Consider the following 26,089-nt stretch of genomic DNA (forward strand, 5'->3'; position numbering starts at 1 on the left):
GGCCGAGCGGTGTGGTGACCTGGCCTGATCCCGGCCACGCCCCCCGGGCGGTGCAGCCGTCAAGGACTGCACCGCACGGAGGTCTTCGGGCACTTCCGGTCAGACGAGGTGCTTGGTGAAGAACTCGTCGAGCCTGTCGAAGGGGATGAGGTCCTTGCGGTCGTACAGATCGACATGGTCCGCGCCCGGGACGATCACGAGGTCGACGGTGTCGGGGGCCATCGCCCGGACGTCCTCGGAGTAGTAGCGGGAGTGCGCTTCCGAGCCGGCCACCAGGAGCGCCTTGCGGGGCGCCAGCAGGTCGATGTTCGTCATCTGCCGGAAGGCGAAGAACGACATCGGCGTGGTCCCGGTCCACGCGGTGGTGGAGTTGATCGAGCGCGGGTGGTAGCCGCGTTCGGTGCGGTAGTAGTCGAAGAAGATCCTCGTGATCGGGTCGGCGTCCGCCGGGAGGGTCTTGGGCAGGACGCGGTTCGAGGGGGCGACGTTCCCGTCCTCGTCGAAGGGGACCTCGTGGGAGAGCCGCGCGTAGGAGTGGTTCTCGGCGTCGATCCAGCGCTGCCGGCTGAGGTGGTCCACGACCTTCTGGCGCTGCTCACGTGTGTAGAAGTCCTCGTGGCCGCGGGACATGCTGCGCGACATGTCGTACATCGAGGCCGCGGCGACCGCCTTGATACGGCTGTCCGCGGCCGCCGCGGTGAGCGCCATCCCGCTCAGGCCGCACACGGCCTGCGCGCCGATCCGCTCGCGGTCGACGATCTTCCGCAGGCCGAGGAAGTCGACGGCGGCGCTGTAGTCCTCGGTGTAGATGTCGGGCGAGGCCACGTCGCGCACCGTGCCGCCGCTCTCCCCGGTGAAGGAGGGGTCGAAGGCGAGGGCGACGTAGCCGCGGCGGGCGAACTCGTTGGCGTAGAGCCCCGAGGACTGTTCCTTGACCGCGCCGAACGGGCCGCTGACCACCAGGGCGGGCAGTTTGCCCCGGGCGTTCTTCGGTACGTAGAGGTCCGCGGCGACCTCGATGCCGTAGCGGTTGCTGAACCGCACCGAGGTCCGCTTGACGTTCTTGTCCAGCGCGAAGGTGTAGCCGCCCTTGGCCGCGGCCTTGCCCTGCCCCGCGGGACCCGCGGCGCGGCCGGTCTCCGCACCGAAGGAGGGCACAGCCGTGAAGGCGGCGGCGGTTGCGGCACCGGTGCCGGCGATCAGTCCGAGCGCTTTGCGACGTTCCATGAAGTGGACCTCATATCCGATCGGTGGAGGAAAGGCGCCACGGTCAGTGATGTCGTGACCCAAGCGCGCTTCCCAGAGAACCGCTTCCGCGCCAGGCGTGGCAGGTCGGGTTTATGGGGGGTACAAGCTCAACCCCCATCCCGCGGGGCGGGCGTCGCAGCGTGGAGGGCAAGGCAGGGACGTTGGCCATGCGGCCCGCTCCGCATGTCGGCGGACTGGTGGACGTCTATGCCTTCGCGCTCCCGATAAGAGTTCTTCGCGCACGTCGGCGTCGGTGATGATTCATGGCATGAACACCCCCACCCGAATCAGCACGCTCGCTCTGCGGCATGCGATTCCACACCCTCTCGCGATCGATCAGTGGGCAGAGGTGCGTCCACTGATCGACGGCAGGGACGTGCTGGCACAGATCCATCCCGGCGGAGTGTCGAGCTGCTCGCGCAGGGAGTGGTTCGGGCCGGCCGAGGCGTGGCCGCTGTCGGCGCTGGAGGAACCTCGCCGCGTCGAGTTGTCCAACAACGACTGCTACACAGGCTGCTGCGGAGGCATCTTCGTCACCATCCACCGCCGGGGTGACAGGGTGGTGTGGTCGTCATGGCAGAACACGAACGACATCCGGGTACCCGTCCCCGCAGATGTCCACTTCGATGCGGCTCAGTACGACGCGGAACTGACGCGTGCCGTAGCGGACACCGGATGGGAAGAGCCCGTGGACACTGTCGCCCGGTTCGTGACTCAGGAACTGGTGCGTAGCGGCTGGTTCGAACGGTGGGATTGTGTCGTGGACCAGGTGGAGCCGAGGCGCGAGGAGCCCGAAGGGGTGGAGGTGTACTTCAGCCGTCGTCGGGAGGCGTCGCCCCATGGCCCCGGCTTCACCTTCGACCTGCCCGTCACCAGTGACGTTCCGGCCGAGGAACAGGCCCGGCGCCTCATCGACCGGATCACGGCCGACGACCCTCGGAAGACCGCCGAACCGCTGTAAGCAAGTGGCTGTTCGCGTAAGCCACTTGCCTGCGAATTGCCCGCCATGTGACCCATTTCGCCGAAAGTGCGTCTCCTCGCAGAGCGGGCGCCGGTCAGTGGCCGGTCCAGCCCGCGACGTCCTTCCAGACACTGCTGCGGGCCGAGCTGATCGGTATCTGCTCCGGTACACAGTGGTCGCATTTCGGGTTGTGGCAGGGGCCCGCGGTCCAGTGGGGGACGTAGACGCCCATGCTCTTGTGTCGTTCCACCACGGCATCCACCGGCTGCTTGCATGAGCGGCAGACGTATGCGGACGGCGCGGTCGCCGGGGGTTTCTGCTCACTACTCATGGTTAATACTTTACGACCACTTTGCGTAAATTTAGAACCACTTTGACATGGCTTCCCGCACCGAATCAGCCGCTGTGGGGCTACGGGTCCGGGCCGCTCTGGGGCGAGCCTTCGGGCTTGCCGGGCTCGGCGGGCTCGGCGGGCTCGGCGGGCTCGGCGGGCTGAGCAGGGTGCGTGCCGTCAGCCTGGGCGGGCGGTGGTCGCAGCATGCTGAGCGCGACGGAGGCAGCGAGGACGGTTGCGATGACGGCGAGGCTGATGGGCGAGGGTATTTCGGGAACGGCGGTGCTGATCGTCTCGTGCGTGGCCTGGAGGATGAGCTTGACGCCGATGAAGGCGAGGATGATCGCCAGGCCCGTGCTGAGGTAGTGGAACCGGTCGAGCAGCCCCGCCAGCATGAAGTACAGGGCGCGCAGGCCGAGGATGGCGAAGGCGTTGCTGGTGTAGACGATGAAGGCGTCGCTGCTGACGGCCAGCACGGCGGGCACGCTGTCGACGGCGAAGACGAGGTCGGCGGCCTCGATCGCGGCGACGACGGCCAGGAGCGGGGTGGCGACCCGTCGCCCGGCCTCCTTGACGAAGAAGTGCGGCCCGGCGTACTCGTCCCGCACCGGGACGACCTTACGGAGCAGCCGCACGGCCAGGCTCTTGCCGGGGTCGAAGCTCTCCTCCTCGCCCTTGAGGATCTTGTACGTGCTCCAGAAGAGGATCGCGGCGAAGACGAACAGCACGGCCGTGAAGCGGCTGACCACCGCCACGCCCGCGGCGAGGAAGACGCCGCGGAAGACCAGGGCGCCCAGGACGCCGAGGAACAGCACGCGGTGCTGGTAGGCGCGCGGCACCTGGAAGTAGCCGAAGATCAGCGCGAAGACGAAGAGGTTGTCGACGGACAGGCTCTTCTCCAGCAGCCAGGCGGTGGTGTACTCGACCCCCGCGGTCGTACCGACCACGAGATACACCAGGACACCGAAGACGATCGCCAGCCCCACCCACACCCCGCTCCACGCGGCGGCCTCACGGAAACGGATCACATGGGCCTGGCGGTGCGCCAGCAGATCGACGGCCAGCGACACCAGCACGGTGACGGCGAACACCGCCCACAACCAGAACGGAACGTCATACACGGGCCCGGCCTCTCGAGCGCGCTCGACCGGCAGTCTCCCTTTGAGTCTGAGGCACCCCTCGGCGGTTGTCGCCCAGTGCGGACGCACGTGAATGGGCGTCGATGGTGAACCGCTTCGGGCTAGGGCCGTCGTCAGGGCTGCCCACAGCAGACTCGTCGCTTTCCGACCAGGGAGTGCCCTGTCGGCCGGACGGCCCGGTCCGGCCCTTTCGTGTGCTGCGTGCGCGCGAGGGCGCCGCTCAGCCCGGGCTGGACCGCAGGGGTGCGGGCCGGCCCGTCAGGGGTTCACCGGGATACTCAAGGACCGTACGAGCTGGGCGAGTTCGTCCTTGAAGAGCTTGGCCATGCTCTTCACTCCGCCGCGCAGGTGCCCGTTGATCTCCAGCGTCACCAGGCCGTGCAGGTGCGCCCAGATGCGCAGGGCCAGGGCCACGGAGGCCGGCGGGAGGCCCGGGAGGAACGGCCGGACTTCGTCCAGGAGCGCGGAGTCGAAGTCCGACCACTCGAAGTCGCTGTCGGCGTACAGGTGCTCGGCGTGCGGCCAGGCCGCGGCGGCCAGTTCGGTCAGGCTCTTGCAGAACCGCAGTTCGGCCTCGGGTGCCGCGCCGCCCGACGGAGGGACGTAGCCGGGTACGGCGTCGCCGTAGATGAGGCGGAAGCCCTCGGTGTTCTCGAACACCCAGGTGCGGTACGCCAGGCCCCACGCCTGGATGCGCCGACCGGCATCCGTCGCAGGGAGCGCTGCGACGGATGCCTCGACGGCGTCCGCGAGCGAGGTGTACACGTCGTCGATCAGTGCCGTGACCAGGTCGTCCCGGGTGGCGAAGTAGCCGTAGATCGCGTTGGGCGTCATGCCCATCTCCCGCGCGATGGCGCGCAGCGTGATCGCCGCGGGGCCGCCCGACGCCATCAGCCGCATCGCCGTGCTCTTGATCTCCGCTGTGGTCTCGATCCGCAGCCGCACACGCCGCGACGTGGTCCCGGTTCCCGTCATGCCTGGAACTGTACAGCCCGGCACTTCCTGCTCGCCATATCCAAACTTCACGCCGTATAGTATTTGCATGCCGTCCACCACGCGGCTTTGACCAGCACCTTTCGTGCGCCCCGCCCTGAGGAGAGTTATGTCCACGCCCCCCACCACCCGCCCCTTGACGCTCGTGATCGGCGGTACCGGCACGACCGGCCGCCGGGTCGTCCAACGGCTCACCGCCGCCGGCCACCCGGTCCGCGTCGGCTCCCGCAGCGGCGCGCCCGCCTTCGACTGGGAGGACACCTCCACCTGGCAGGCCGTCCTCGACGGCGTCGACCGCGTCTACATCGCGCACCCCGACATGACGCAGCGCAGTGCCGCCGGCCAGATCGAAGCCCTCTCCCGGGCGGCCGTGACCGCCGGCGTCCAGCGGCTGGTGCTGCTCTCCGGCCGGGGCGGCCTCGGAGTCCAGGCCGTGGAGGACGGCGTGAGGAACTCCGGCGCCCAGTGGACGATCGCGCGGGCCGGCTGGTTCAACCAGAACTTCAGCGAGGTCTTCCTCCTGGACGCCGTGCTGGCCGGCGAGATCGCCATGCCGGAGTTCATCACCGCTGAGGACTTCATCGATGCCGACGACATCGCCGACGTCGCGGTCGCGGCCCTGACCGAGGACCGGCACGCCGGCAAGACATACGAGCTGTCCGGTCCCCGGCTGCTCAGCTTCGCCGAAGCGGCCGCCGAGATCTCCAGGGCCACCGGCCGCACCATCACCTACACCCCGCTCACGGCCGAACAGGCCCGCACGGCTCTGCCCGGAGACGGCATGACGGAGGACATGGCTGAGGAGTTCATCGCGAGCCTGCGCGAGAACACCGCCCGCCTTGCTCACGGCGTCGAGGAAGCCCTCGGCCGCAAGCCCAAGGACTTCTCCGAATACGTACGCGAGACCGCGGCCACCGGCGTCTGGAACGCCTGACTGCCCTCGCCTCTCTCTTGCCTTCAACCCACCCACACGATGGAAGCAACAGGAGGATGACCATGTCTGGTCCCCAGGACAAGGTAGTGATCGTCACGGGCGGTGCCCGCGGGATCGGCGCGGCCGCGGCCGCCCGTATGGCCGATGACGGCGCGAAGGTCGTGATCACCGACCTGCTCGACGAACCGGGTGCCAAGACCGCTGCCGACATCGGCGGCCTGTTCCTCCACCACGACGTGACCAGCGAGGACGACTGGCAGCGCGTGGTGGACACCGTCATCGAGCGCTACGGCCGCGTCGACGGCCTGGTCAACAACGCCGGCATAGCCACCGGAGCACCGGGCACGCCGATCGAGGACGAGACGCTGGAGTCGTTCGAGCGCTCGCTCAAGGTCAACCTGAGCGGCGTGTTCCTCGGCCTCAGGGCGGTGGTCGGCCCGATGAAGGCGGCCGGCGGCGGCTCGATCGTCAACGTCGCCTCCGTCACCGGGCTGAGCGGCTTCCCTGGAGTCTCGGGCTACGGGGCGTCCAAGTGGGGCGTCCGCGGCCTCACCAAGATCGCGGCCTCGGAGTTCGGCACCCACCGGATCAGGGTGAACGCGGTCAACCCCGGTGCCACCCTCACCCCCATGAACGAGGGTCAGGTGCCGACCGGGGAAGGCAACTTCCCCATGGCCCCGCTCGGCCGGATCGGCGCCCCTCAGGAGATCGCGGAAGCAGTGTCCTTCCTGATCTCCGACGCGTCCTCCTACACGAGCGGAGCGGACATCACCGTGGACGGCGGCTGGATGGCCGGACCCAAAGGGTGACACAGTCCCTGACACGACGAACGAGAACACCGCCTGACCCTCCTCACGGATCAGGCACCTGGCCCCGCTCACTCCACGCGAGCGGGGCCCGCTCATGTCTCCCACAGAGGCCCGCCTACTCACTCCTCGCGCCAAACGGCAGATGCTGATCAGCCCTGGCACCCGCATTCGGAGGCAGCCTTGGCATCGGCGACCGTCGTGGACGGATCGGTGACCCGTTCGTCCGTCGTGCAGCACGCGGAGACCCCGCAGCACGCGCCCTTCGCGGCAGTCGGTACGAATGCCGTTCCGGCGTGGGCGGGCTTGGCCGCGCGGACGACGGCCGAGTGCATGCCGTCGGCGACGGGGTGGGTCGGGGTGATCTCGACCTCCGTGAAGCCGGCGGTCTCCAAGCCCGCTCGGTACTCGGCGAAGGACAGGGCGCCGGCGATGCAGCCGACGTAGTCGCCGCGCTCGGCGCGCAGCTCGGGGGTGAGGGTGTCTTCGGCGATCACGTCCGAGATGCCGATACGGCCGCCGGGCTTCAGCACCCGGAAGGTTTCGGCGAAGACGGCGGGCTTGTCGACGGACAGGTTGATCACGCAGTTGGAGATCACGACGTCGATGGTGCCGGCGGGCAGCGGGATGGCCTCGATGGTTCCCTTGAGGAATTCCACGTTCCTCGCGCCGGCCTTCTCGGCGTTGGCGAGGGCGAGGGCGAGCATCTCGTCGGTCATGTCCAGCCCGTAGGCCGTGCCGGTCGGCCCGACGCGGCGGGCGGAGAGCAGGACGTCGATGCCGCCGCCGGAGCCGAGGTCCAGGACGCGTTCGCCCTCGCGGAGTTCGGCGACGGCGGTCGGGTTGCCACAGCCGAGCGACGCGGCGACGGCCTCGACGGGGAGGGCGGCGCGCTCTTCGGCGGCGTACAGCGTGGAGCCGAAGTTCTCGTCGACCTCAACGGCCTGTGGCCCGCAACAGGCGGTGCCGCCCTCGGTGACCTTCACGGCTGCGGCGGCGTACTGCCGCCGGACGCTTTCCCGCAGGTCGGTGCGCTGCTTGCTCATGGCGTCACTCCTGGAAGAGCCGGGGCGCGTGGTGTACCCCGAACGGCCTGTATTGACGTTCTTTGATGCAAGCTTGCGCCTTGAATTGAAAGACGTCAACATAGAGGTATGTCGAAACAAGAGCTCGAGGTGCTCGGCCAGGACACCGACGCCGCCTGCTGCCCTGGAGTGTCTGCCGCTCCCCTCGACGAGCAGCGGGCGGTGGAGCTGGCCAAGGTCTTCAAGGCCCTGGGCGATCCGGTCCGGCTGCGCCTGCTGTCGATGATCGCCTCGCGCGGCGAGGGCGGCGAGGTGTGCGTCTGCGAGCTGACCCCGGCCTTCGAACTGTCCCAGCCGACGATCTCCCATCACCTCAAGCTCCTGCGTCAGGCCGGTCTCATCGACTGCGAGCGACGTGGCACATGGGTCTACTACTGGGTGCTGCCTGCGGCTCTGAACCAGCTCGCCGGGTTCCTCAAGCCACCCGCGGCCGTTGAGGCAGTCGCGTGAGCGCCTCGTTGTGCCGACGCGCCCTGGCCGAGGCGGTGGGATCGGTGGCGCTGGTCGCGGTGGTGGTCGGTTCGGGCATCCAGGCAACCGAACTGTCGCGCGATGTCGGCGTTCAGCTGCTCGCCAACTCGCTGGCCACCGTCTTCGGCCTCGGCGTGCTCATTGCGCTGCTCGGGCCTGTTTCCGGCGCCCACTTCAACCCCCTCGTCACCCTCGCCGCCTGGTTCAAGGGCCGCCGTGCCGACGAGGGTTTCCCCCTGCGGGACGTGGCCGCATACGTCCCCGCCCAGATCTCGGGAGCGATAGCCGGTGCCGTCCTGGCCGACGCCATGTTCGGCAAGCCTCTGGTCCAGTGGTCCACGCGCGACCGCTCGGCCGGTCACCTGTTGCTGGGCGAGATCGTCGCCACCTCCGGCCTGATCCTCCTGATCTTCGGCCTGGCTCGAGTCGGCCGCACCCACCTCGCCCCGGTCGCGGTGGCGTCGTACATCGGGGCGGCGTATTGGTTCACGTCCTCGACCTCGTTCGCCAACCCGGCTGTGACGATCGGCCGGGCCTTCACGGGCACCTTCGCCGGCATCGCGCCTGCCTCAGTCGCCCCGTTCGTAGCCGCACAGGCGGTCGGTGCGGTACTCGGACTGGCACTCATGGCAGCGCTTTTCGGGCCCGAGGCTCCGCCGCAGGACGAAACCTCACCTGAGCAAGCCGAGTCTGAACTCGCGGCCCCCGCCGTCCCCTGACCCGCTGCCCAGAAAGGGGCCACCATGAGCAGCACCTCCGCCGCCGACCGCCCGTCCGTCCTCTTCGTCTGCGTCCACAACGCCGGCCGCTCCCAAATGGCCGCTGCCTTCCTCACCCGTCTCGCCGGAGAAGCCGTGGAGGTCCGCTCGGCCGGCTCGGCCCCCGCCGACGCGGTCAACCCCGCTGTCGTCGAGGCAATGAACGAGGCAGGCATCGATATCTCCGCCGAAACCCCGAAGATCCTTACCGTCGAAGCCGTCCAGGTGTCCGACGTCGTGATCACCATGGGATGCGGCGACACGTGCCCAGTCTTCCCAGGCAAGACGTACCTGGACTGGAAGTTGGACGACCCGGCCGGGCAGGGCGTCAGCGCCGTACGCCCCATCCGCGACGAAATCGGGGCCCGAGTCCGCGGCCTGCTCGCCGACCTCGGCGTGGCACCCAGCTCGTGACGGCATCAGGTCTGTGAACTGCTGCTTCGCGTAAACGACTTCACAGGCGTGGCACCCAGTGGTGGCGCAGGTCACCAACGAACACGGCCGCAGGGCGGTGGAACAGCCAACACCCCTGATGAGACGCTGTTCGCGGCCATCATCTACGTGTCGGTCAGCGGCTGCGCCTGGCCGGTGCTGCCGCCCTGCTTCGGCATCTCGCAGTCCACTGCCCATCGGCGGTTCCTCCGTCGAGCCGACATCAAACCGGAGCAGGCACTCAGGTCACGACGCCGCTGGGTTCGGTTGATCTGCCTGCCAGGTGACCGGCAGTTCATGCACGCCGGAGATCGTCATGTCGGATCTCAGCGGCACGTCCTTGGGCGCAACAGCGAGACGTAATGCAGGGAAGCGGCGGAGCAGTGCAGGCAGGGCGATCCGCATTTCGGCGCGGGCCAGTTGCTGCCCGAGGCACCGGTGGACGCCGTAACCGAACGCGAGGTGTCCAGCCGTGGACCGGGTGAGGTCAAGCTCGTCCGGGTCGGCGAAACGGCTGGCGTCCCGATTTGCCGCGGAAAGTGAGACAGTGACGGACTCACCGGCCCTGATCAGGCACCCGTTGCGCTCGACGTCCTCGAGCGCAACGCGGATCACGTGCTGGACGATCGTGAGATAACGCAGCAGCTCGTCGACCGCTGCCGCGGCACCTTCCTCCTTGTCGCGGACCTCCGCCAACCGTGGAGGGTTGGCCAGCAGAGCGAAGGCGCCCAGCGCGAGCATGTTCGCCGTCGTCTCATGCCCGGCGATCAGGAGCAGGATCGCCAGTCCCGCCTGCTCGTCCGCAGTCAGTTCCTCGTGTTCGGCGAGCCCGCTGAGCACATCCTCCTCCGGCCAGGACCGCTTGTAGCGCAGCAGAGCCCGCAGGTATGTCATGAGTTCCCCGACCGCCGGTTGCCGCTGTTCCGGGGTGAGGGCGACATCCAGCAGTGTGGCGGCGTTGCGTTTGAACCACTCCCTGTCGGAATAGGGCACGCCAAGCAGTTCGCCGATCACCTGTGACGGGACCGGCAGCGTGAATGCCTGTACCAAGTCGGTCGGGCCCTCAGCGAGCTCCATCTCGTCCAGATGGTCAGCGACGATTGCCTCGATCTCCGTTTCGAGGAGTTTCATCCGGCGCACCGTGAAGACGCCGGTGAGCAGTCGCCGATAGCGGTCGTGCTCGGGCGGGTCCATGGGAAGGAAGAACCCCGGCAGTGCGGACACTGCGGTCGGCTGGGCGATCGGCGAGTGCATGTGGCCCGGGTGGACGCTGAATCGGGGATCTTCCAGGATCGCCTGCGCCGTGGCGTACCCGGTCACCAGCCACCCCTGGCCACCGTCGGCGTAGGTCATCCGGTGGATGGGGCCAGGCGCCTGCAAGCCGCGCAGTTCCTCGGGCGGATCGAACGGGTGCTGGCGGGCCGTGGGCATGACCACCGCCGGGGACGCGCTGTCCATCGGCCGCTCCTCGGATCGGTTCGACGCATCGATAAAACATCACTCGATGCAAAACGTCAATGAACGCAAAAATGCATCGCGTGCGATAAGGTGCCATCGTGACCAACGACCCAGGGCTGCGCCAGCGGAAGAAGATGCGCACGAGGCAAGCGCTCATCGAAGGCGCCCTGCGATTGTTCACCGAGAAGGGGTACGACCAGACAACCGTGGCGGAGATCGCGGCCACCGCAGACATCGCGACACGGACCTTCTTCAGCTACTTCGACAGCAAGGACGACATCGTCTTCTTCGACGACAGGTCGCGGCTGGAGCGCGCGGTCGAGATCATCGAGGATCGGCAGCCCGGCGAACCAGTGGCCGACCTGCTTCGGCGCGTCATCGACCAAAGCGTCTTCCGAGACACGGACTCGGAGCTGGCGCGGAAGGTCGGCCCGGTCCGGACCCGGCTGATCGCGTCGGTGCCGACATTGCAGGCTCGGGAGCTGCACGTGCTGTTCGACATCCAGCTGCAGCTGACCCACGCACTTCACCGCGCCTGCCCCGAACTGGACTTGGCCGAGGCCGCTGCGGCGGTGGGCTCGCTGGTGGGCGCTATCAAGATCGTTGTGGCCGCCTGTCAGAAGCGGGGCGACCGGCCCGAACAGACATACAAAGCCGTTCATCGGGCCATCGATATCGCGATCGACGGCCTCAACTCGCTCCCCCCTCCTGCTTAGACGGTGCCCTATGTGGTGAGGCAGACCAGTCGCTTGTAGCAGCACAGGGCTGCGGCGAGGCCGAGAAAGGCAAGGTAGTTGCGGGGGTGGCGTTCGTGGCGGGGGCTGAGTCGGCGGTAGCCGGACAGCCAGGAGAAGGTCCGCTCGATGACCCACCTGCGGCGGCCCAGCCGTTCGCTGGACTCCGTGCCTTTGCGGGTGATCCTGACTCCGATGCGCTTGCCTCGTAACCGTTTACGCAGGTGGTGGATGTCATACGCCTTGTCGGCGCGCAGGCGCTGAGGCTTGAAGTGGCGGCCGCGGTGGGGGTCGTGTCTTGTTCGGTGACCCTCGACCATGGGCTTCAATGCTTCGCTGTCGTGGGTGTTGGCGGCCGAGACGCCGACGAGCAGGGGTAGTCCGTTCGCGTCCGACAGGATGTGCATCTTGGAACCCGGCTTGCCCCGGTCCACGGGGCTTGGACCTGTGAGTTCGCCCCCTTTTTGGCCCGCACGTGGGCGGAGTCGAGGACCACACGCGAGACGTCGATGAGGCCGGCGTCATCGAGTCGGTGCAGCACCGCCTCGTGCAGTCGGCCCCACACCCCGGCCCGCGACCAGATCAGGAACCGGCGGTGCGCGGAGCGACTTCGATATCCCGAAACACGGCGGCAGAGCCCGCCAGGCGCAACCGCTGACCAGTACGTAGATGATCGCCGCGAACAGCGTCTCATCAGGCGTGTCCTGCGTTCCGCCGCCCTGTGGCCGCACTTTCGATGGTGGGATCAGCGGCTCGGCGATCTCCCACAGCCCGTCCGGAACGATCCAACTCCACGTACCCCGCCCCAGGGACCGCCCAACGAGCGATCACCACATTGGACCCCGCCTTAGGGCACGCGTAGGGCACGCGGCCCTCAAATAGGTCTAGGCAACAAACAAACCCCAGGTCGCTGACCTGGGGTTTCATCATGGAGCGGGTGACGAGAATCGAACTCGCGCTCTCAGCTTGGGAAGCTTGGGTTTTCGGTGGGAGCCTGCTTGGCTGAACTGCGGCGGAGCCAGCGCGGGGCCTGACTGACCGGCGACCTGGTTCCCGCCATTCCCTGTGGTTCCCCGTACGATCTGGCACGCTTCTGGCACGGGCGCGGCCGTCCGATCTGTGTTTATACCGTGAGACCAGGCTTACTCGTAAGTGGTCGCAGCTTGTAGAACTTGTGCGAAGAACCGCCAGTCACCGCCAGCGGGCAGACTGCGGCCGGCGTTGCTGTACCAGCTGTCTGCGTCCTCGATTCATGCTGCCAGCGCCTCCAAGAAACTTGTGAGGTCTGTGTTCTCCCATGAATGACCCTCCTCGATGTGGCTGTGGTGGAGCGCACGGACGAAGGCAGCCAGATCTGCTCTGCTGTCGACGTGACCAAGAGAAGTGGTCATGAGCGGCACCCTACTTGGCATGCCCGTGGTGGGAACGAGCCTGGTAAACACCGCTTTAGGAGTTCGATCCGCCCTCGATCTGGTCAGGGCTTGTCTCGTGCGCCCGTGCCACGACTGGCTGTTGTGTGTTTCCGTCGTCTGGGACTGTTGATGTCAGCGGCAGTTCGGGTACCGGGCAGACCTCGAAAGGTTCGTCCGGCCGGTCGGCCCAGCGCCACCAGATATGCCGCCCGGTACACCTCTACAGCGTCCAGCAGGCCCGCCGACCATCGCCCTCCCGCTGTGAAAGGGCGGAGACGCCACCTGCATAGGCTGCCTGTGCTCGGGACAGGCGGCTGGCGCCCGCCGAGCTGGCCGTCCGCGGTCCGCAGAGCCTCATCATCTGCGAGATGACCCCTGCCCGAAGGGAGACTGCGATACCCCCGAGCTTCCAGGCCGGGGGCACCTACGGTGATTCACCCCCTCCGAATCCGAACCCAATAGGGGTAGGCCCTGGAACCGTCAGCCCCCCAGCCTGTCTCCTGCTTGAGGGCCGCAGTAGCAGTGGCGCCGAAGACCCATGCGATTACGGCGACGAGAAGGAGGAAGGGCACCAGTGGGAGGACCAGCCATAGCAGGATCCACGGGTTAACCCACCATGCGGCGAGGCCCATGACAGTTGCCACGTAGAGGCAGAGCCCGAAGGCGAACAGGGCTTCCACGGTGTCATCACCTCTCAGTATGAGAGAAACAGTCCGACGACACAGTTCAATTCTGTCACCGCTGGGCTCAGTCAGCGACTGTGGCTGACCGTCTGACTGGATGAGACGCGCATTCGAACCTGATCACAAGGCTCCGGAGGCTCCTTGAGGCCAAGATAACGCAGCACGTCAGGGCCTCGGTCGTGGCAGATCTGGCGAGCTGAGTCCGCAGATAGTCCACAAGCAAACGAGGGGCCCACGGGAGCTATCAGCTGGGTTGCGCCGCTGCTCATTCAGCCATGACGTGACACGAGGGTCGACGGACAGAGTCGTTCCGACGACATGTGCGTCGATGTTGCGGGAATGCGCGACTCAATGCAGCCCGCTCCTGGGTGTCGGGATTGCGAGGCAGGCCGTCACACTTTTGGCGAGGGCGATTGCGGCCGGCACCTGTTGGGCGTCGGCTTTTGACCGGCAAGCCGAGGAGCTGGAGATCAAGCGGTCACTGGGCAGGGGAGCAGGAGAGCCCTAACATGCCGGGCCATGGGCATCGAGGCGGAACGCATCGCGCAGCTGGCTGACGAACTCAAGATTGGGTTCTGCGGTCTCAGCCTGGCCATACTTCCGCTAGCTGACCCCCGTCAGCCGCTCATGGCCATCTACCGCGACCTGTACGAGCAAACCGCTGCTTCACCACTGGTCATCTACCGCAATGACGGTACGCCGCACTCTGCGGACCGGCTGACAGACATCTTCGCTAAAGCCAGCTCAACTGCGGGTGCTGGACTCGGTGAGGACCTGCTGAACTTCGCGACGATGCATGGTGCAGCCCGCCTGGGCGATGCCATCCAGCGCGCGGGGCTGAGTGACGGGACAAGCCCGTTGCTTCAGTTCGTGCGGCACTTCCGCAATGCCTGTGCGCACGGCAATCGTTGGCACTTTCAGAACGCGGAACCGAGGCAGCCAGCAGAGTTGCGCGGCATTGTCCTGACATCGGCGCTGCACGGCTCCAAGGCGGCTGGGGGCACTGTTGGTGCGGGCGACTACCTGGACATGCTCGACGACGTGGCGGCCCAGTTCCGGGCCTGAGGCTCGTCAGTCCGTCTCGATGACAGCCAGGACAAGCCGCCTCTGTCACTCGCCATCCGCTTGTGTCATTGGCCCGCCTGCGCGCCCCCTGGATGACGGGTCATCACGATCCCTTGGATCAAGCCTTGTCGTACAGGCTGGTCATCGACTGATCGCGCGGTACCGTGATAGGTCGGTGACAGTGCGTGTGGAGGAGGGGGCAGGTGCAGCAGCCTGATGCCCGCAAGAAGACGATCAACCCCAGCGCGTACAACGCACTGGCCGACGCACTCTGGTTGATCTACTGGAATAAAGATCCCTTTGAGCTGTACGTCCGCGGGATGCTGAAGGACCACAGCGAGCTCCTGCCGCAGCTCAACTTCCAGGCCACCAAGCGCGAAGTCTCCGGCCAGTTGGTCAAGCTGCTGCGGGCCAATGAGACCCGGTACCTGGACGTGACCGTGGCGCTCATGCTCGACATCGCCGCCATGGATCGGTTTCCGAACCTCGAACGACAGGTCGATGGTGACGTCATGGTGGCCAAGGCCACGGCGGCCGTCGCGGAACTGCGGCGCTGGACTGGCAAGCAGCAGGACATCATCAAGGAACACGAGGAGCACGCGGCGGCCATAGCCGAGAGTGCGAAGAAGGACCAGGACGGCCGGGTCTTCGCCCAAACTCATGACGATCTGAAGCAACGGTTCATCGTGATGCTCGCGGCAACCGACAAGCACCAGCGGGGGACGGACTTCGAGGGCTTCATCAACGAGCTGTTCGCCCTGTACGACTTGGAGCCGCGGGCGGCCTACATCATGAAGTACGAGCAGATAGATGGCGCGTTCTCCTTCGACACTGACTACTACGTTCTTGAGGCAAAGTGGTGGAAGGAGCGCATCGGCCGGCGGGAGCTGGACGTCTTTAAAACCAACATCGAGCGCAAGGGCAAGAACACCCTCGGCTTGTATGTCAGCATGAGCGGCTTCACCTCCGATGCCCTGGCGGTCTACAGCCTTAGCACGCCGTTCATCACGATGGACGGCGGCGACTTCATGGCTGTGCTGGACCAACGCATCCGCCTGGACGACCTGATGACTCACAAGAGGAAGCACGCCAGCCAGACTGGTCACTGCTATCTGCCCGTCTCCGAAATCTTCTCTAGGATGGAATAACCCAGTAGGAGAGGTGGAGATAGGCGATTGCGCCAACATCAGCTCTCTGTAGAAGTGGAGCAATGAACGCTGACGATGAAGTCTTCAACTGGCCAGAGATTGAGCAGGGGTGGCTCAGTGGCGGCGGACCTCGATGCGTGCGCCTTCCTCCCACGTGAAGATTCTGGTGGTTCCATCGGTTACCGCACTCACATGTGTGGTAGTCGGCGGAGCAGCGCTGGGTTCAGGGGCCATACCCAAGCATCCCGTACTCAGGCACCGAGGCGCACGCTTTCCAACTGTGTTGGTTGGGTGGTGGGCCGAGTCTGGGGCCGATCACCTGCGTTCATAGACGACCGGTTGTAGGAGCGGCTACCGGTTTCCGTCCCCGTTGAACGACAGTGAACGGCGCTGAATGAGACGGAAACTGAGACGGGACCGAACTAGGCGAACGCTGAAGCCCGTTCAGCGCATCCTTCGAAAGGCCACATGCTGTGGGTGCTGTAGGTCACACTGGGTGCCCGGTTAAGCCAAGGGGGGAACCATGAGCAGCCCGCACATCAACGCGCCCATCCAAGCTCGCATGTACGCGAACACACTGCACAAGGTGATCTGGGTGGTTGTGGTCGTGGCGTCGGCCGGCCTTCTCGCCCCGCCCCTGTTTTTCATCGCTGCCAAGAAGCGTGTCGTCAGCATGGCCGTGCCAGCTGTGTACGCGGTGATCATCTACGGGTCCGCTGTTCTGGGGTCGGTTCTCGGAAACCCGAAGAACTGGGTGGGTGGCGTCCTTGCCATCACGATGATCGTTGCCGCCGTGCATGCTGCCATCCTCGATGCGGACTGGAAGCCGGGCCGGTAGCAGCCGAGACAGCCGCGTCCGCCTCGTACTGCAGAGGAAGGGGAGCGACTCAGGCCGAGAGAACGTCCGGCGGGAGCCGGACGGTCCACTTGCTGTGACTTTCTGATCCGTAGCTCTACAGAGATCGGTCATTGAGGGCCATACAGGCTGCCGGGAAGGCTATGAGGGGCGGCGTGGGGCGCTGCCGGTTGCTGTACCTCGCTGCTGTACCGCAGCGAGTGTCATCCGCTGAAGGCTTCCACGAGAGCCGCGAAGATGCCCACGCCGAAGACAGCGACGGCCACGAGCCCGATAGCCACCAGCGACTCTTCCCAAGGTGAGAAGGGTGATCGAAGCCCTCTGCGTCGTCCACGTGACCGTGGGCGTTGATGGTGATCGGGTGGCTCGGCTCTCGGACGTCACCGACCGCTGTTCGACATCAACCCGTTGCTGAGTCCCCTCATCCTTCTCCTGCGAAGCCTCCCGACTGACCGCCACCACCTAGTCGGCGCGCTTCACGTGGCCAAGTTCTGAGATTTCCCTCCAGCAATCCGGATCTTCTGGGATCATCACATTTCAGACGTGACGCAAGGAGGCACGGACATGGATCCGATCTCAGCGGCGCTCCTCGTAGCAATCGCGACCGGGGCGGCAGGAGAAGCAGGAAAGGAACTGTGGGGAAGCTTGACGAGACTGGTGCGAAGAGGGGCCGGAGATGAGACGACTGAACTCGAGACCCGCTCCTCAGAACCTGGAGAATCTGAGCTTGCACTCTTGACCGAGTCGCCAGCTGACTTGGATCGGGCACGAGTCTTCAGTGAGGCTCTGGCACGACGTGCTGAGCACGACGAGGTATTCCGAGCTGGTCTGACACAGTGGCATCAACAAGCGCAAGCATTGCGCACAGGAGACGGAGAAACACACAACACCATTAGCGGCGGAACCCAGAGTGGTCCCGTCTTGCAGGGGCGCGATTTCTCTGGAATCAACTTCAATGGACCAAGCCAAAACCACTAGATATCAACGAAGAGCCTAGAGATGAATATAGGGGATTCGCGGCATGGCGGAGTATCTAACGAAATCCGAGACGGGCTATTTCTCCATACGGTAATTCAAGGTAGAGACATCACCCTGCAATTGCCTAAAGAGCTAAAACCTGCACTTGCTGGTTTGCCTACTAGGTCTTCTGTATTCACCGGCAGGGAAGAGCATTTTGATGCGCTGTTGCGTGGGATGGATTCCGCCAGCGACCGAGATGTCAGAAGCGACGTCCATCTGGTAGCGGGACTGGGTGGTGTTGGGAAGACAGAGCTCATTAGCCAGGTTGCGTACGAGGTTCTGCGTAGAGGCTGGTTTCCTGGTGGTGTGCTATTCGTAGACCTATTCGGGTATGACGATCAGCGTTGCCTTACTCCGGAACGTGCCCTGGTAAGTCTTCTTCAGGCTATAGGTGTGCCAGAAGAGAACATCCCGGAAGATCTTCAGAGCAGAATTAGACTCTATCGATCAATTTTGGCAGCCTACGCTGAACAGGAATCCCGTATTCTGGTTCTGGTCGACAATGCCTCATCCGTCGATCAGGTGGAAGCTCTACTGCCTTCTGACAGTGCGAATGTCGCTATTGTTACATCTCGACACACCCTGAGCATCGGCGGTCGCATCCAGGAACTGCAAGTACTCGATCCTGATTCCTCGGTCGAGTTGCTCCGAAATGCCCTGAGAGTCGCGAGGGGCGAGGCAGATGCGCGAATCGATCAGGATATCGATAACTCGTATGAGCTGTCCCGACTCTGTGGCTATTTGCCACTAGCTCTTCAGATATGCGCCGCTATCCTTGCCGACTCTCCGATTCGCCCTACTGCCTCACTCGTGGACTCGCTGAGGAACGCCCACAGTCGACTAGACGCATTGCGGAGAGAAGAAAAGGCTGTGCGAGCCGCATTCGACTTGTCGTATGGGCTTCTCGCCGAACGAGAGAGGCAGGTTATCGGGTTCATCTCTTTCAGCCCGGGTGTGGATATCTCGACAGCGGCAGCAGCCCGTTTGGTAGACGTATCAGATAGAGATGCCGAAGAGCTCCTTTTGAGCCTTAGTCGGGCCCATCTTCTTGAGCATGGAACCATTTGGGGACGCTGGCGACTGCATGACCTTGTCAGGCTGTACGCCCTCGAAAAGGTGGCAGAACTTCCAGGGCAAGAGGATGCCGTTTTACGACTATTTGATTTCTATACGGAATATTCGCGAGCGGCCGCCGAAATGCTGGGGAGCGAGGGAGGAGAAGAAAATCTATTCGCATCCCGCGAAGCCGCTCTTGAGTGGTTTGACGCGGAATGCCAAAACCTAATTGCCACCGTGCATGTAAGCGTCGATCAACCCGGTCTTTTAGGCTACGCTGCCGAGATTCCCCATAGGCTCGCAAGGTACCTGGATATGCGACGGATGTTCAATGACTGGAAAGAGGTCATGGAGGCGTCGCTCAACATCCTCAGAGGAGCCGGGGATGTAGAATTTGAGGCCAACGCCCTGGATAGCCTAGGAATGGTGTGTCGAGAACTCCATCAAATTTCTGATTCTGTTTCATTCCATCGCGAGGCTGTAGGTGTAGCCCGCAAGATTGGAGACAAGGATATACTTGCCCGGTACCTCAACAACACGGGTAACGCGCTTTTTCGGGGAAGGGATTTTCAGGGCGCTTTGGAGGCGCATTCAGAAGCGGCATCACTATTTAGCGAATTGCAGGACCGCCTAGGTTTCGCCAGAGCTTCGGATAATTCTGCTAGCGCGCTTCGTGAGTTGGGTCGCCCGGAGGAGGCCGTTGAGCTACACCAAGAAGCAATCCGTCTTTTTAAGGAGGCTGACATAGTTGAGAGCGAGGCTCGCACTCTCTCGCATATGGGCAGCACACTCCTGCAACTAGGGCGATATGAGGAGGCTGTAGTAGCCCAAAGGCGGGCTTCTGGACTGCTGAGAACGCTGAACCTAATCGGTGTCGCTGGACATACCATGATCAATTTGTCCAACGCTCTGCGAGCCAGCGGTGATTTGAATGGGTCTCTAGATTCGATCAATGAGGCGTTGGACATTTTCGAATCCTTTGGTGATGTCCTCGGTAAGGGCCGGGCACTCAATCAACGTGGTCTTATTTATGCAGACCTTGAAGAGTTTGATCGAGCCTCCGCTGACTTTCACGAGTCGTTGAGTAGCCTATCTGGTTTCGACAGGTTGATTGATACTGGATACGCCTATGCCAATCTCGGAAGGCTTTACGCCATCAATAAGCTTCCTGTGAAAGCGATTGAGAATCTGGAAAAGGCGTGCGCGGTATTTGATAGATGTGAATCTGAAAATGATCTCGCTATCGCCAGGGATCTAATTGCCATGTTGTCGTTCGCGGTGCCTGATATCAGCTAAAGGGTTAGCCGAATACGCAGGTCGGCGTAGCGGCTTTGGGCTGGAGCTGCTTTGGCGCGAGTGATCATGGCCCCGTAAGCTTCCGGCGCGTCGGGCAGTCTGTGGACCTGCCTGGTAAAGCACGACGTTGGGGCCATGATCTTCGAGGCTCGCGCCAAAGTGGCTGCCTAAAGCCGTGGAGCCGACCGCCCCAGCCACGACGTACCCCTTCTCTGGCATCAGGTGGCTGATTGCTGTGCGTGGCACGGGCGCCGGCCGGGCTGGAGCGGGGCGGAGACAGGAGCGCAGGCCCGGCCGGGGGCCGGGCCGCGTGCGGTGAGCGGAGCGAGCCGCCTTGAACCCGTGAAGAAGGTTGTTACTCAGGAGTGGATGTGATGCGCCACAGGGGCGCGTCGTACTGCTCCGGGCGGCTGTTGATGAGCAGTTGGCGCAGGTCCTCGCGTAGGGAGCCGTTGAGGTTCAGGGCCTCGGTGATGCGGCGGAACGTCGTGTGGGTGACTCCGCGGTTTCGGGCCTCGGCTTCGAAATCGTCGAGCTGGGACAGTACGGCCTCAGGGTCGAGCTGCACTGGCGGCTGGTCCTTGAGCCATGCGGCCTTGTTGCGCTCGTAGTCGATCTCCGAGTAGCCGCAGACCTCGCGGCTGTGTGCCTCTGCCTCGTCCAGGGTGGCGGTCGTCAGGATGGCGCGAGCCAACTGGTTGCGGGTCAGTGCTTCGTCCAGGTCGACCTCGTGGACGGTTGGACCGTCGTCGGTGAGGAGGACGGGGAGTCCGGCATCCCGCATCTCGCATGTGCCGCGTATGCCGCGGGCTGTCGCCGCGAGTATCCCGGTCGCCTCAGACGGGTGCCACTCCAGGACCGAGCTGATCGGCTCGACGTCCTTCGCGGTGAAGGTGTGGACAAGCGGGCCAAGCATGCTGCGCAGCTCGTCGAGAGGCAGTTCGCCGTCTAGGCCTGGTCCGGCCACCAGGAGGCGGATCGGTGCGTTCACTTGGCAGCACGCGGCGAGCATGACGGCATCGGCAAGTGGGCTCTTCAGCGTCGGCTCATCGCCGCGGGCGAGGATGTCTCCGCCTACGTCCAGGAGGTCGATCGACTCGGGTGACAAGTGGTCAACCATGGTTTCGAGTTGGTGCGTGACGCCCTCGACTCCGTGGCGCGGGTCGATCAGCGCGATCGTGTGCGGGAGCTCTGCCGCGAGTCGAGGGAGGGTCGAACCTGCCGGAGCGATGGGGCGGGCCTCGGCCGGCACTGCCCGAACTGCTGGGGTGAGTGGCTGGAGGCCAGTGAAGTTGTCCGGTCCTCGGGGGCCTGGCACTGGGTCGATCAGGAGGCGGTCCCACGCGTACGTGAGGATCACCGCCTGGTCCTCGTCGCCGTAAAGGGCGGCGTGAAGCATTGCGGCGGCGACTGCGTCGCCCCCTCCTCCTGCTGCGACGATCAACCGCGTCATGCGGTTCAGCCTACGGGGTACGGGGTTGACCACTCACCCTATAGTGGCTAGAGGCCATAGCCACTTGTGTCGAGATTCGGCCTCAGGCCGGTAGCAGGGTTCCCGGCTACTCACCTGGAGCCCACGTTGGGTGAGGAGGACTGATGCCACAGATCGAGGAGGCTCAGCCGAAGTATCTCCAGATCGCGCACTACATCCGTGATCAGATTCTTCGGGGTGACCTGCGGCCGGGGGACGAGGTCCCGTCCGAGCGGCAGTTGGCGGCGGACTGGAAGGTGTCCCGGCCCACGGCTGCACGGTCGTTGGAGGCGCTGAGCCATCAAGGGCTCGTCGAGAAGCGTCAGGGGTCGGGCACGTACGTGCGGAGCCTGGAGGTCAATCGGCGGGCGCGTGAGTTGTATGGGCGGGCCCGGCAGACCGGCAAGATCTACACGCCCGGTGAGTACGCGGTGATCACCTCGACCGGTTGGATGGAGGCGCCGGCTCATGTTGCTGAGGGGTTGGGCCTGGTCAAGGACCGTCGGGCTGTGCATCGGCGGCGTGTGACCAACAACCAGGATGGGCCGATCACGCTGTCCACCTCGTGGTTCGCTCCGGATGTCGGCCACCGTGCGCCCAAGCTGCTTGAGCCGGATCGCATCCAAGAGGGAACGCTCATGTACGTCGAGAACATGACGGGGCGGCAGGGCAGTTACGCGGAAGATCGCATGTGCGCGCGGGATGCCACGGAGGAGGAATCCGTGGATCTGCAACTCGAGCCCGGCGCGGCCGTACTGATCGTCCACCACGTCGTCTTCGACCTCCAGGACCGGCCGTTGGAGTTCGCCGAAGCCACTTACCCGCCGCATCGCTGGGCGTTCGAGCAGGGCTACCCGCTCACCTGATGGTTCGGTGAGGCCCGCCAGTTGCGGCGAACGGGTTGCGGATCTGAAGTGGCTAATGCCACTATCCAGGAAGTGGCTAAGGCCACTTGGATCGGAAGGGGGCACGGGTGACGAGTCAGCGGTCGGACGAGGGCGTGCGGTTAGCTTGCCGGGGTTGTCGTGGGCGCGGTTGGAAGCGCGTTGGCTCCCGTACGGCTCTGGCGCTCTCCACGGCCAACGACCGCCACCGTGTCACATCGAAACGGCGCTGCCTCGACTGTGACGGCAGCGGCAAGGAGTGAGCGCGGATGGCCTACACGATCGACCGCTTTCCTTCTGAGGAGTGGCCGCGCCTTGGTGCCATGACTTTGCACCCCGTCGCGGAGTCCGCACCTCGGGCTCGGTACTGGTTCCGGAAGTTCCTCGCCCCGTACAACCCGGCCTGCTCGATCGACGACTGCGCGTTGATGATCTCGGAGCTGGTGACCAACGCGATTCTCTATGGGCGGGCGGATGAGTCCTGGGTGGTGCGCGTTGAGTGGTTTCGCGTTGCTACGTCGCTTCGGATCGAGGTGCACAACCCGGGCTTCCCTGCGAACGTTCAGATGCGGCGGCCAGACGCCAACGACGCCCACGGTCGCGGCCTGCTCCTGGTCGACTCCATCGCCGAGTCGTGGCACTCCGGGCCAAGCCGCTTCGGTGGGACGATGGTCTCCTGCGACGTGGCCGGCGCGTGGCCGTCCAGCGAGGGCTTCACTCCGCTCCTGTTCTGACGCTCCGGTTATCGCCAGTCTGGTTGACCAGTTGACTTGGCCAATCCCGACAGGCGGCGCACATGGCGTGTGCGACGAGGAGCGGCAGCGGGACGTGGCGCTGGGCTCGACGCCCTCGTGCGTGCCGAGCGTGCGAAGTGCAACAAGGGCGACCCCGCGCACCACGGTGAGGAGGCCGTCGAGGGCTAATGGTGCGGTTATGGTGCGCGACCGGTTCACCGGTCTAGACAACAAACAACCCCCGGGTCTCTGACCTGGGGGTTTCGTATGGAGCGGGTGACGAGAATCGAACTCGCGCTCTCAGCTTGGGAAGCTGATGTTCTACCATTAAACTACACCCGCGTAAGACGCCGACGGAGTCGGTGTGCGAACGTGCGCCACTTTACCTCATGTCAGGCCCCGGGTGTTGATGCGCCGGGGCCTGAGGGCGTTTCAGGGGCGGGATGCGGCTGCGGGTCACCGGAGTTGGGGCGTACGGTGGGGGCGTGGGCGAGGGTCCGGGCGGGACCGGAGCGCCGCCTCGAAGGCCGTTCCTTTCATCCCGTACTGTGGCTTTTGTCGTCAGGCAAGCACCAGCCAGACGCGGCTCTTGGGGAAGGGACTCTTGGACTTGATGGAGCGCACCGTCGTCCGTTGTGCCGATGGGCACGTGTTCACCACCGCTTCGTTCCCGATGCAGCAGGCCGAGCGACTCGGCCCCGGCCGGCTGCTCCGGTGCCCGCGGTGTACGCGGCTCCGGAGCGTCGTGCCCGTCAGCTACCAGAAGCGGTAGCCGGCGGCAGCGAGCGTGAGTGAGCAGCGCGAGCAGCGCGAGTAGCGCGAGCAGCGGACAAAGACATAGCCAAAGGGCATAAGGCGCGTGGAGTCGTCCGGTTGTGGTGGCTCCGCGCGCCTTGCGTATCCTCGGGGCGTGCTTCTCTCAGACAAGGACATCCGGGCCGAGATCGACGCCGGACGAGTGCGTATCGATCCGTTTGACGACGCGATGGTGCAGCCCTCGAGCATCGATGTGCGGCTGGACCGCTACTTCCGGGTGTTCGAGAACCACCGGTACCCCCACATCGACCCCTCCGTCGAGCAGAGTGATCTGACCCGGCTCGTGGAGCCGGAGGGGGACGAGCCGTTCATCCTGCACCCGGGGGAGTTCGTCCTCGCCAGTACGTACGAGGTCATCACGCTGCCCGACGATCTCGCCTCCCGGCTGGAGGGCAAGAGCTCGCTGGGGCGGCTGGGGCTCGTCACGCATTCCACGGCCGGCTTCATCGACCCGGGGTTCAGCGGGCATGTGACCCTTGAGCTCTCCAACCTCGCCACCCTGCCCATCAAGCTCTGGCCGGGGATGAAGATCGGGCAGCTGTGCATGTTCAAGCTCAGCTCGCCCGCCGACTTCCCGTACGGAAGCGAGCGGTACGGGTCGCGGTACCAGGGGCAGCGTGGGCCGACCGCCTCCCGGTCCTTCCTCAACTTCCATCGGACCCAGGTATGAGCGGGTCGGAGGTGAGGGAGAACCTCACCTACGAGCAGTTCGGCGTCGCCGTGCGCGAGCTCGCACAGGTCATCGCCGACGACGGGTACGAGCCCGACGTCGTGCTCAGCATCGCCCGCGGCGGTGTCTTCGTGGCCGGCGGGCTCGCCTATGCCCTGGACTGCAAGAACATCCACCTGGTGAACGTCGAGTTCTACACGGGCGTGGGGACGACCCTCGAGATGCCCGTCATGCTCGCGCCCGTCCCCAACGTGATCGACTTCTCCGAGAAGAAGGTGCTGATCACCGACGACGTCGCCGACACCGGCAAGACGCTCAAGCTGGTCCGCGACTTCTGCCTCGACACCGTGGCCGAGGTGCGCAGCGCCGTGATCTACGAGAAGTCGCAGTCGCTGGTGAAGTGCGAGTACGTGTGGAAGCGGACCGATGAGTGGATCAACTTCCCGTGGAGTGTTGAACCGCCTGTGGTGCGGCGGGCCGGGCAGGTGCTCGACGCCTGAGTCCGACCGTGGCAATGAAGAAGGGGCTCCTCCCAGGAGCCCCTTTTCCGTTCCCGTCCGTCCTCAGACCGTGCCCAGCTTCACGATCGACAGCAGGGCGATCAGCTGGATCGCCGACGCGCCGAGCGCCTTCGGCCAGGGCAGGTCGTGGGAGCGGCTGACCATGAGGGTCAGGAGCGCGCCGCCCGCGATCCAGGTGGCCCAGCCCAGGAGCTGCACGAACGTCGCGTCGCCGCCGGCGAACATCGCGAAGACCAGGCGGGGCGCGTCCGTGAGGGACATGATCAGCATGGACAGGCCGACCGTGGGCTGCCAGGCGCCGTCACCGCCGAGCTGGCGGGCCAGGGTGTGGGTGACCACGCCCAGGATGAACGCGCTGAGCGCCATCGCGACGGCCGTCGTCAGGACGATCGGGACCGCGTTCGACAGTGTGGCGTTTATCGCGTCCTTGCGGGCGCCGTCGAAGCCGAAGACTGCGAGCAGGCCGTAGAGGAGCGTGACGATGAGGGCCGGGCCCCACATCGAGTAGTCGCGCATCTGGAGGAAGGTCTGGTTGGGGGAGAGGACGATCCCCCGGAGCAGGGCCTTCCAGTGCAGGCGCGGGCCGACCGGGCCGGGCGGCGGGGCCGCACTGCCGGCGCGGTAGGTGTCGCCCTGGTTGTAGGGGTCCTCGCCGACCGAGAAGGCCTGGGTGTGGCCCGGGTTGTTCGCGGCGTACGGGTCCGGCGGGCCCTGGGGGCCGGGCGGGTACGCGCCGTCGCCGAAGTACTCCGGCTCGCCGTGGCCGCCCTGGCCGCCGCCGTAGCCGCCGCCGGGGCCGCCGGGTCCGGCGTTCGCCTGCGGCCAGGTGGGGCCGCCGCCGTTGCCGTACGGCTGCGGCGCCTGCGGGTAGCCGTACGACGGTCCCGGCGGCGTCTGCTGCCCGTACTGAGGGTCTTGCGGTCGCGTCTGAGGAGCGCCGTTGTTCCGGCCGCGTCCGATCCTGAATCCAGCCACGTCTTCGAACGTACCTGGTCCCGGGCGGTGGCGGGCCGGGCCCGGGCTTCCGGGCCCGGCTTTGCGGCCGAGCTGTGACATCCCTTAGGGGTAAGGCCCTTTGGGAGCCGATGGGTTGTCAGGGTTCGG

Annotated in this window: 24 protein-coding genes, 1 tRNA gene and 2 pseudogenes; 16 read left to right on the forward strand and 11 right to left on the reverse strand. The window is 65.2% G+C overall.

Annotated features, from left to right (window positions below; genetic code table 11):
- Nucleotides 1–99 precede the first annotated feature (99 nt).
- Nucleotides 100–1,227, reverse strand: a complete 1,128-nt coding sequence (locus ACIBK5_RS38910) for an alpha/beta hydrolase (RefSeq protein ID WP_399027442.1) — start codon at nucleotides 1,225–1,227, stop codon at nucleotides 100–102.
- A gap of 370 nt (nucleotides 1,228–1,597) precedes the next feature.
- On the opposite strand from ACIBK5_RS38910, the gene ACIBK5_RS38915 reads away from it, so the two are divergent.
- Nucleotides 1,598–2,209, forward strand: coding sequence for a hypothetical protein (locus ACIBK5_RS38915; RefSeq protein ID WP_399027444.1), 612 nt, complete (start codon nucleotides 1,598–1,600; stop codon nucleotides 2,207–2,209).
- 94 nt (nucleotides 2,210–2,303) lie between these two features.
- Here the strand turns inward: ACIBK5_RS38915 and ACIBK5_RS38920 are convergent, their stop codons facing one another.
- From ACIBK5_RS38920 to ACIBK5_RS38930, 3 genes are all read right to left on the reverse strand, one after another.
- The gene (locus ACIBK5_RS38920; RefSeq protein WP_399027445.1) at nucleotides 2,304–2,540 is read right to left on the reverse strand and encodes a hypothetical protein; all 237 of its coding nucleotides are present in this window, start codon (nucleotides 2,538–2,540) and stop codon (nucleotides 2,304–2,306) included.
- A gap of 80 nt (nucleotides 2,541–2,620) precedes the next feature.
- Nucleotides 2,621–3,664, reverse strand: coding sequence for a TerC family protein (locus ACIBK5_RS38925; RefSeq protein WP_399027447.1), 1,044 nt, complete (start codon nucleotides 3,662–3,664; stop codon nucleotides 2,621–2,623).
- 276 nt (nucleotides 3,665–3,940) lie between these two features.
- Entirely contained in the window at nucleotides 3,941–4,657 is a 717-nt protein-coding gene (locus ACIBK5_RS38930; protein ID WP_399027449.1) for a TetR/AcrR family transcriptional regulator, read from the reverse strand.
- A 127-nt stretch (nucleotides 4,658–4,784) separates the two neighbouring features.
- On the opposite strand from ACIBK5_RS38930, the gene ACIBK5_RS38935 reads away from it, so the two are divergent.
- Both ACIBK5_RS38935 and ACIBK5_RS38940 read left to right on the forward strand, forming a co-directional pair.
- Nucleotides 4,785–5,609, forward strand: a complete 825-nt coding sequence (locus tag ACIBK5_RS38935) for an NmrA family NAD(P)-binding protein (RefSeq protein WP_399027451.1) — start codon at nucleotides 4,785–4,787, stop codon at nucleotides 5,607–5,609.
- Between the two features lie 62 nt (nucleotides 5,610–5,671).
- Nucleotides 5,672–6,418, forward strand: coding sequence for a glucose 1-dehydrogenase (locus ACIBK5_RS38940; RefSeq protein ID WP_399027453.1), 747 nt, complete (start codon nucleotides 5,672–5,674; stop codon nucleotides 6,416–6,418).
- Nucleotides 6,419–6,567: 149 nt separating this feature from the next.
- Here ACIBK5_RS38940 and arsM read toward each other — a convergent pair whose 3' ends face one another.
- Nucleotides 6,568–7,461 (reverse strand): arsenite methyltransferase, encoded by an 894-nt coding sequence (gene arsM / locus ACIBK5_RS38945; protein WP_399027454.1) that lies wholly within the window; start codon nucleotides 7,459–7,461, stop codon nucleotides 6,568–6,570.
- Nucleotides 7,462–7,569: 108 nt separating this feature from the next.
- Here arsM and ACIBK5_RS38950 point away from each other — a divergent pair, with 108 nt between their 5' ends.
- From ACIBK5_RS38950 to ACIBK5_RS38965, 4 genes and pseudogenes are all read left to right on the forward strand, one after another.
- Complete coding sequence (locus tag ACIBK5_RS38950) at nucleotides 7,570–7,950, forward strand: ArsR/SmtB family transcription factor (RefSeq protein WP_399027456.1); 381 nt, start codon at nucleotides 7,570–7,572, stop codon at nucleotides 7,948–7,950.
- On the forward strand, nucleotides 7,947–8,690 hold the full coding sequence (locus ACIBK5_RS38955) for an aquaporin (RefSeq protein ID WP_399027458.1): 744 nt from the start codon (nucleotides 7,947–7,949) through the stop codon (nucleotides 8,688–8,690). The genes ACIBK5_RS38950 and ACIBK5_RS38955 overlap by 4 nt, the downstream gene beginning before the upstream one ends.
- Nucleotides 8,691–8,714: 24 nt before the next feature.
- The gene (locus ACIBK5_RS38960) at nucleotides 8,715–9,143 is read left to right on the forward strand and encodes an arsenate reductase ArsC (RefSeq protein WP_399027460.1); all 429 of its coding nucleotides are present in this window, start codon (nucleotides 8,715–8,717) and stop codon (nucleotides 9,141–9,143) included.
- Nucleotides 9,144–9,221: 78 nt separating this feature from the next.
- A pseudogene (locus ACIBK5_RS38965) lies at nucleotides 9,222–9,371 on the forward strand (transposase); the annotation flags it as partial.
- Nucleotides 9,372–9,407: 36 nt separating this feature from the next.
- Here ACIBK5_RS38965 and ACIBK5_RS38970 read toward each other — a convergent pair.
- Nucleotides 9,408–10,619, reverse strand: coding sequence for a cytochrome P450 (locus ACIBK5_RS38970; RefSeq protein ID WP_399027462.1), 1,212 nt, complete (start codon nucleotides 10,617–10,619; stop codon nucleotides 9,408–9,410).
- Nucleotides 10,620–10,717: 98 nt separating this feature from the next.
- Between ACIBK5_RS38970 and ACIBK5_RS38975 the strand changes: the two genes are divergently transcribed.
- A complete protein-coding gene (locus ACIBK5_RS38975; protein WP_399027464.1) occupies nucleotides 10,718–11,335 on the forward strand; it encodes a TetR/AcrR family transcriptional regulator in 618 nt (205 codons plus the stop codon).
- Nucleotides 11,336–11,343: 8 nt separating this feature from the next.
- Here the strand turns inward: ACIBK5_RS38975 and ACIBK5_RS38980 are convergent.
- A pseudogene (locus tag ACIBK5_RS38980) lies at nucleotides 11,344–12,162 on the reverse strand (IS5 family transposase).
- A gap of 441 nt (nucleotides 12,163–12,603) precedes the next feature.
- On the reverse strand, nucleotides 12,604–12,744 hold the full coding sequence (locus tag ACIBK5_RS38985) for a hypothetical protein (RefSeq protein ID WP_399027466.1): 141 nt from the start codon (nucleotides 12,742–12,744) through the stop codon (nucleotides 12,604–12,606).
- A gap of 1,223 nt (nucleotides 12,745–13,967) precedes the next feature.
- Between ACIBK5_RS38985 and ACIBK5_RS38990 the strand changes: the two genes are divergently transcribed.
- The 4 genes from ACIBK5_RS38990 to ACIBK5_RS39005 all read left to right on the forward strand — a co-directional run bounded on the left by ACIBK5_RS38990 (nucleotide 13,968) and on the right by ACIBK5_RS39005 (nucleotide 19,889).
- Nucleotides 13,968–14,513 carry a hypothetical protein gene (locus tag ACIBK5_RS38990; RefSeq protein ID WP_399027468.1) on the forward strand — a complete coding sequence of 182 codons (546 nt, stop codon included), beginning with the start codon at nucleotides 13,968–13,970 and terminating at the stop codon, nucleotides 14,511–14,513.
- 203 nt (nucleotides 14,514–14,716) lie between these two features.
- Nucleotides 14,717–15,661 (forward strand): restriction endonuclease, encoded by a 945-nt coding sequence (locus tag ACIBK5_RS38995; protein ID WP_399027470.1) that lies wholly within the window; start codon nucleotides 14,717–14,719, stop codon nucleotides 15,659–15,661.
- A 523-nt stretch (nucleotides 15,662–16,184) separates the two neighbouring features.
- Complete coding sequence (locus ACIBK5_RS39000) at nucleotides 16,185–16,499, forward strand: hypothetical protein (RefSeq protein WP_399027472.1); 315 nt, start codon at nucleotides 16,185–16,187, stop codon at nucleotides 16,497–16,499.
- A gap of 1,017 nt (nucleotides 16,500–17,516) precedes the next feature.
- On the forward strand, nucleotides 17,517–19,889 hold the full coding sequence (locus tag ACIBK5_RS39005; protein WP_399027474.1) for an ATP-binding protein: 2,373 nt from the start codon (nucleotides 17,517–17,519) through the stop codon (nucleotides 19,887–19,889).
- A gap of 355 nt (nucleotides 19,890–20,244) precedes the next feature.
- Here ACIBK5_RS39005 and ACIBK5_RS39010 read toward each other — a convergent pair whose 3' ends face one another.
- A complete protein-coding gene (locus ACIBK5_RS39010) occupies nucleotides 20,245–21,342 on the reverse strand; it encodes a DUF1152 domain-containing protein (protein ID WP_399027476.1) in 1,098 nt (365 codons plus the stop codon).
- Nucleotides 21,343–21,485: 143 nt separating this feature from the next.
- Here ACIBK5_RS39010 and ACIBK5_RS39015 point away from each other — a divergent pair, with 143 nt between their 5' ends.
- Both ACIBK5_RS39015 and ACIBK5_RS39020 read left to right on the forward strand, forming a co-directional pair.
- The gene (locus ACIBK5_RS39015) at nucleotides 21,486–22,226 is read left to right on the forward strand and encodes a GntR family transcriptional regulator (RefSeq protein ID WP_399027478.1); all 741 of its coding nucleotides are present in this window, start codon (nucleotides 21,486–21,488) and stop codon (nucleotides 22,224–22,226) included.
- A 287-nt stretch (nucleotides 22,227–22,513) separates the two neighbouring features.
- Entirely contained in the window at nucleotides 22,514–22,978 is a 465-nt protein-coding gene (locus ACIBK5_RS39020; protein WP_399027480.1) for an ATP-binding protein, read from the forward strand.
- A gap of 268 nt (nucleotides 22,979–23,246) precedes the next feature.
- Here the strand turns inward: ACIBK5_RS39020 and ACIBK5_RS39025 are convergent.
- Nucleotides 23,247–23,320, reverse strand: a tRNA-Gly gene (locus ACIBK5_RS39025).
- A 568-nt stretch (nucleotides 23,321–23,888) separates the two neighbouring features.
- Here ACIBK5_RS39025 and dcd point away from each other — a divergent pair.
- Both dcd and ACIBK5_RS39035 read left to right on the forward strand, forming a co-directional pair.
- The gene (dcd, locus tag ACIBK5_RS39030; RefSeq protein WP_391101992.1) at nucleotides 23,889–24,464 is read left to right on the forward strand and encodes a dCTP deaminase; all 576 of its coding nucleotides are present in this window, start codon (nucleotides 23,889–23,891) and stop codon (nucleotides 24,462–24,464) included.
- Nucleotides 24,461–24,964: a phosphoribosyltransferase gene (locus ACIBK5_RS39035; protein WP_399027483.1), complete on the forward strand. Its 504-nt coding sequence runs from the start codon at nucleotides 24,461–24,463 to the stop codon at nucleotides 24,962–24,964. The genes dcd and ACIBK5_RS39035 overlap by 4 nt, the downstream gene beginning before the upstream one ends.
- Nucleotides 24,965–25,027: 63 nt before the next feature.
- Here ACIBK5_RS39035 and ACIBK5_RS39040 read toward each other — a convergent pair whose 3' ends face one another.
- Nucleotides 25,028–26,041, reverse strand: coding sequence for a YIP1 family protein (locus ACIBK5_RS39040; protein ID WP_399027484.1), 1,014 nt, complete (start codon nucleotides 26,039–26,041; stop codon nucleotides 25,028–25,030).
- Nucleotides 26,042–26,089 lie beyond the last annotated feature (48 nt).

Origin of the sequence: Streptomyces sp. NPDC050546 (assembly GCF_044457425.1) — a bacterium.
GTDB lineage: Bacteria > Actinomycetota > Actinomycetes > Streptomycetales > Streptomycetaceae > Streptomyces.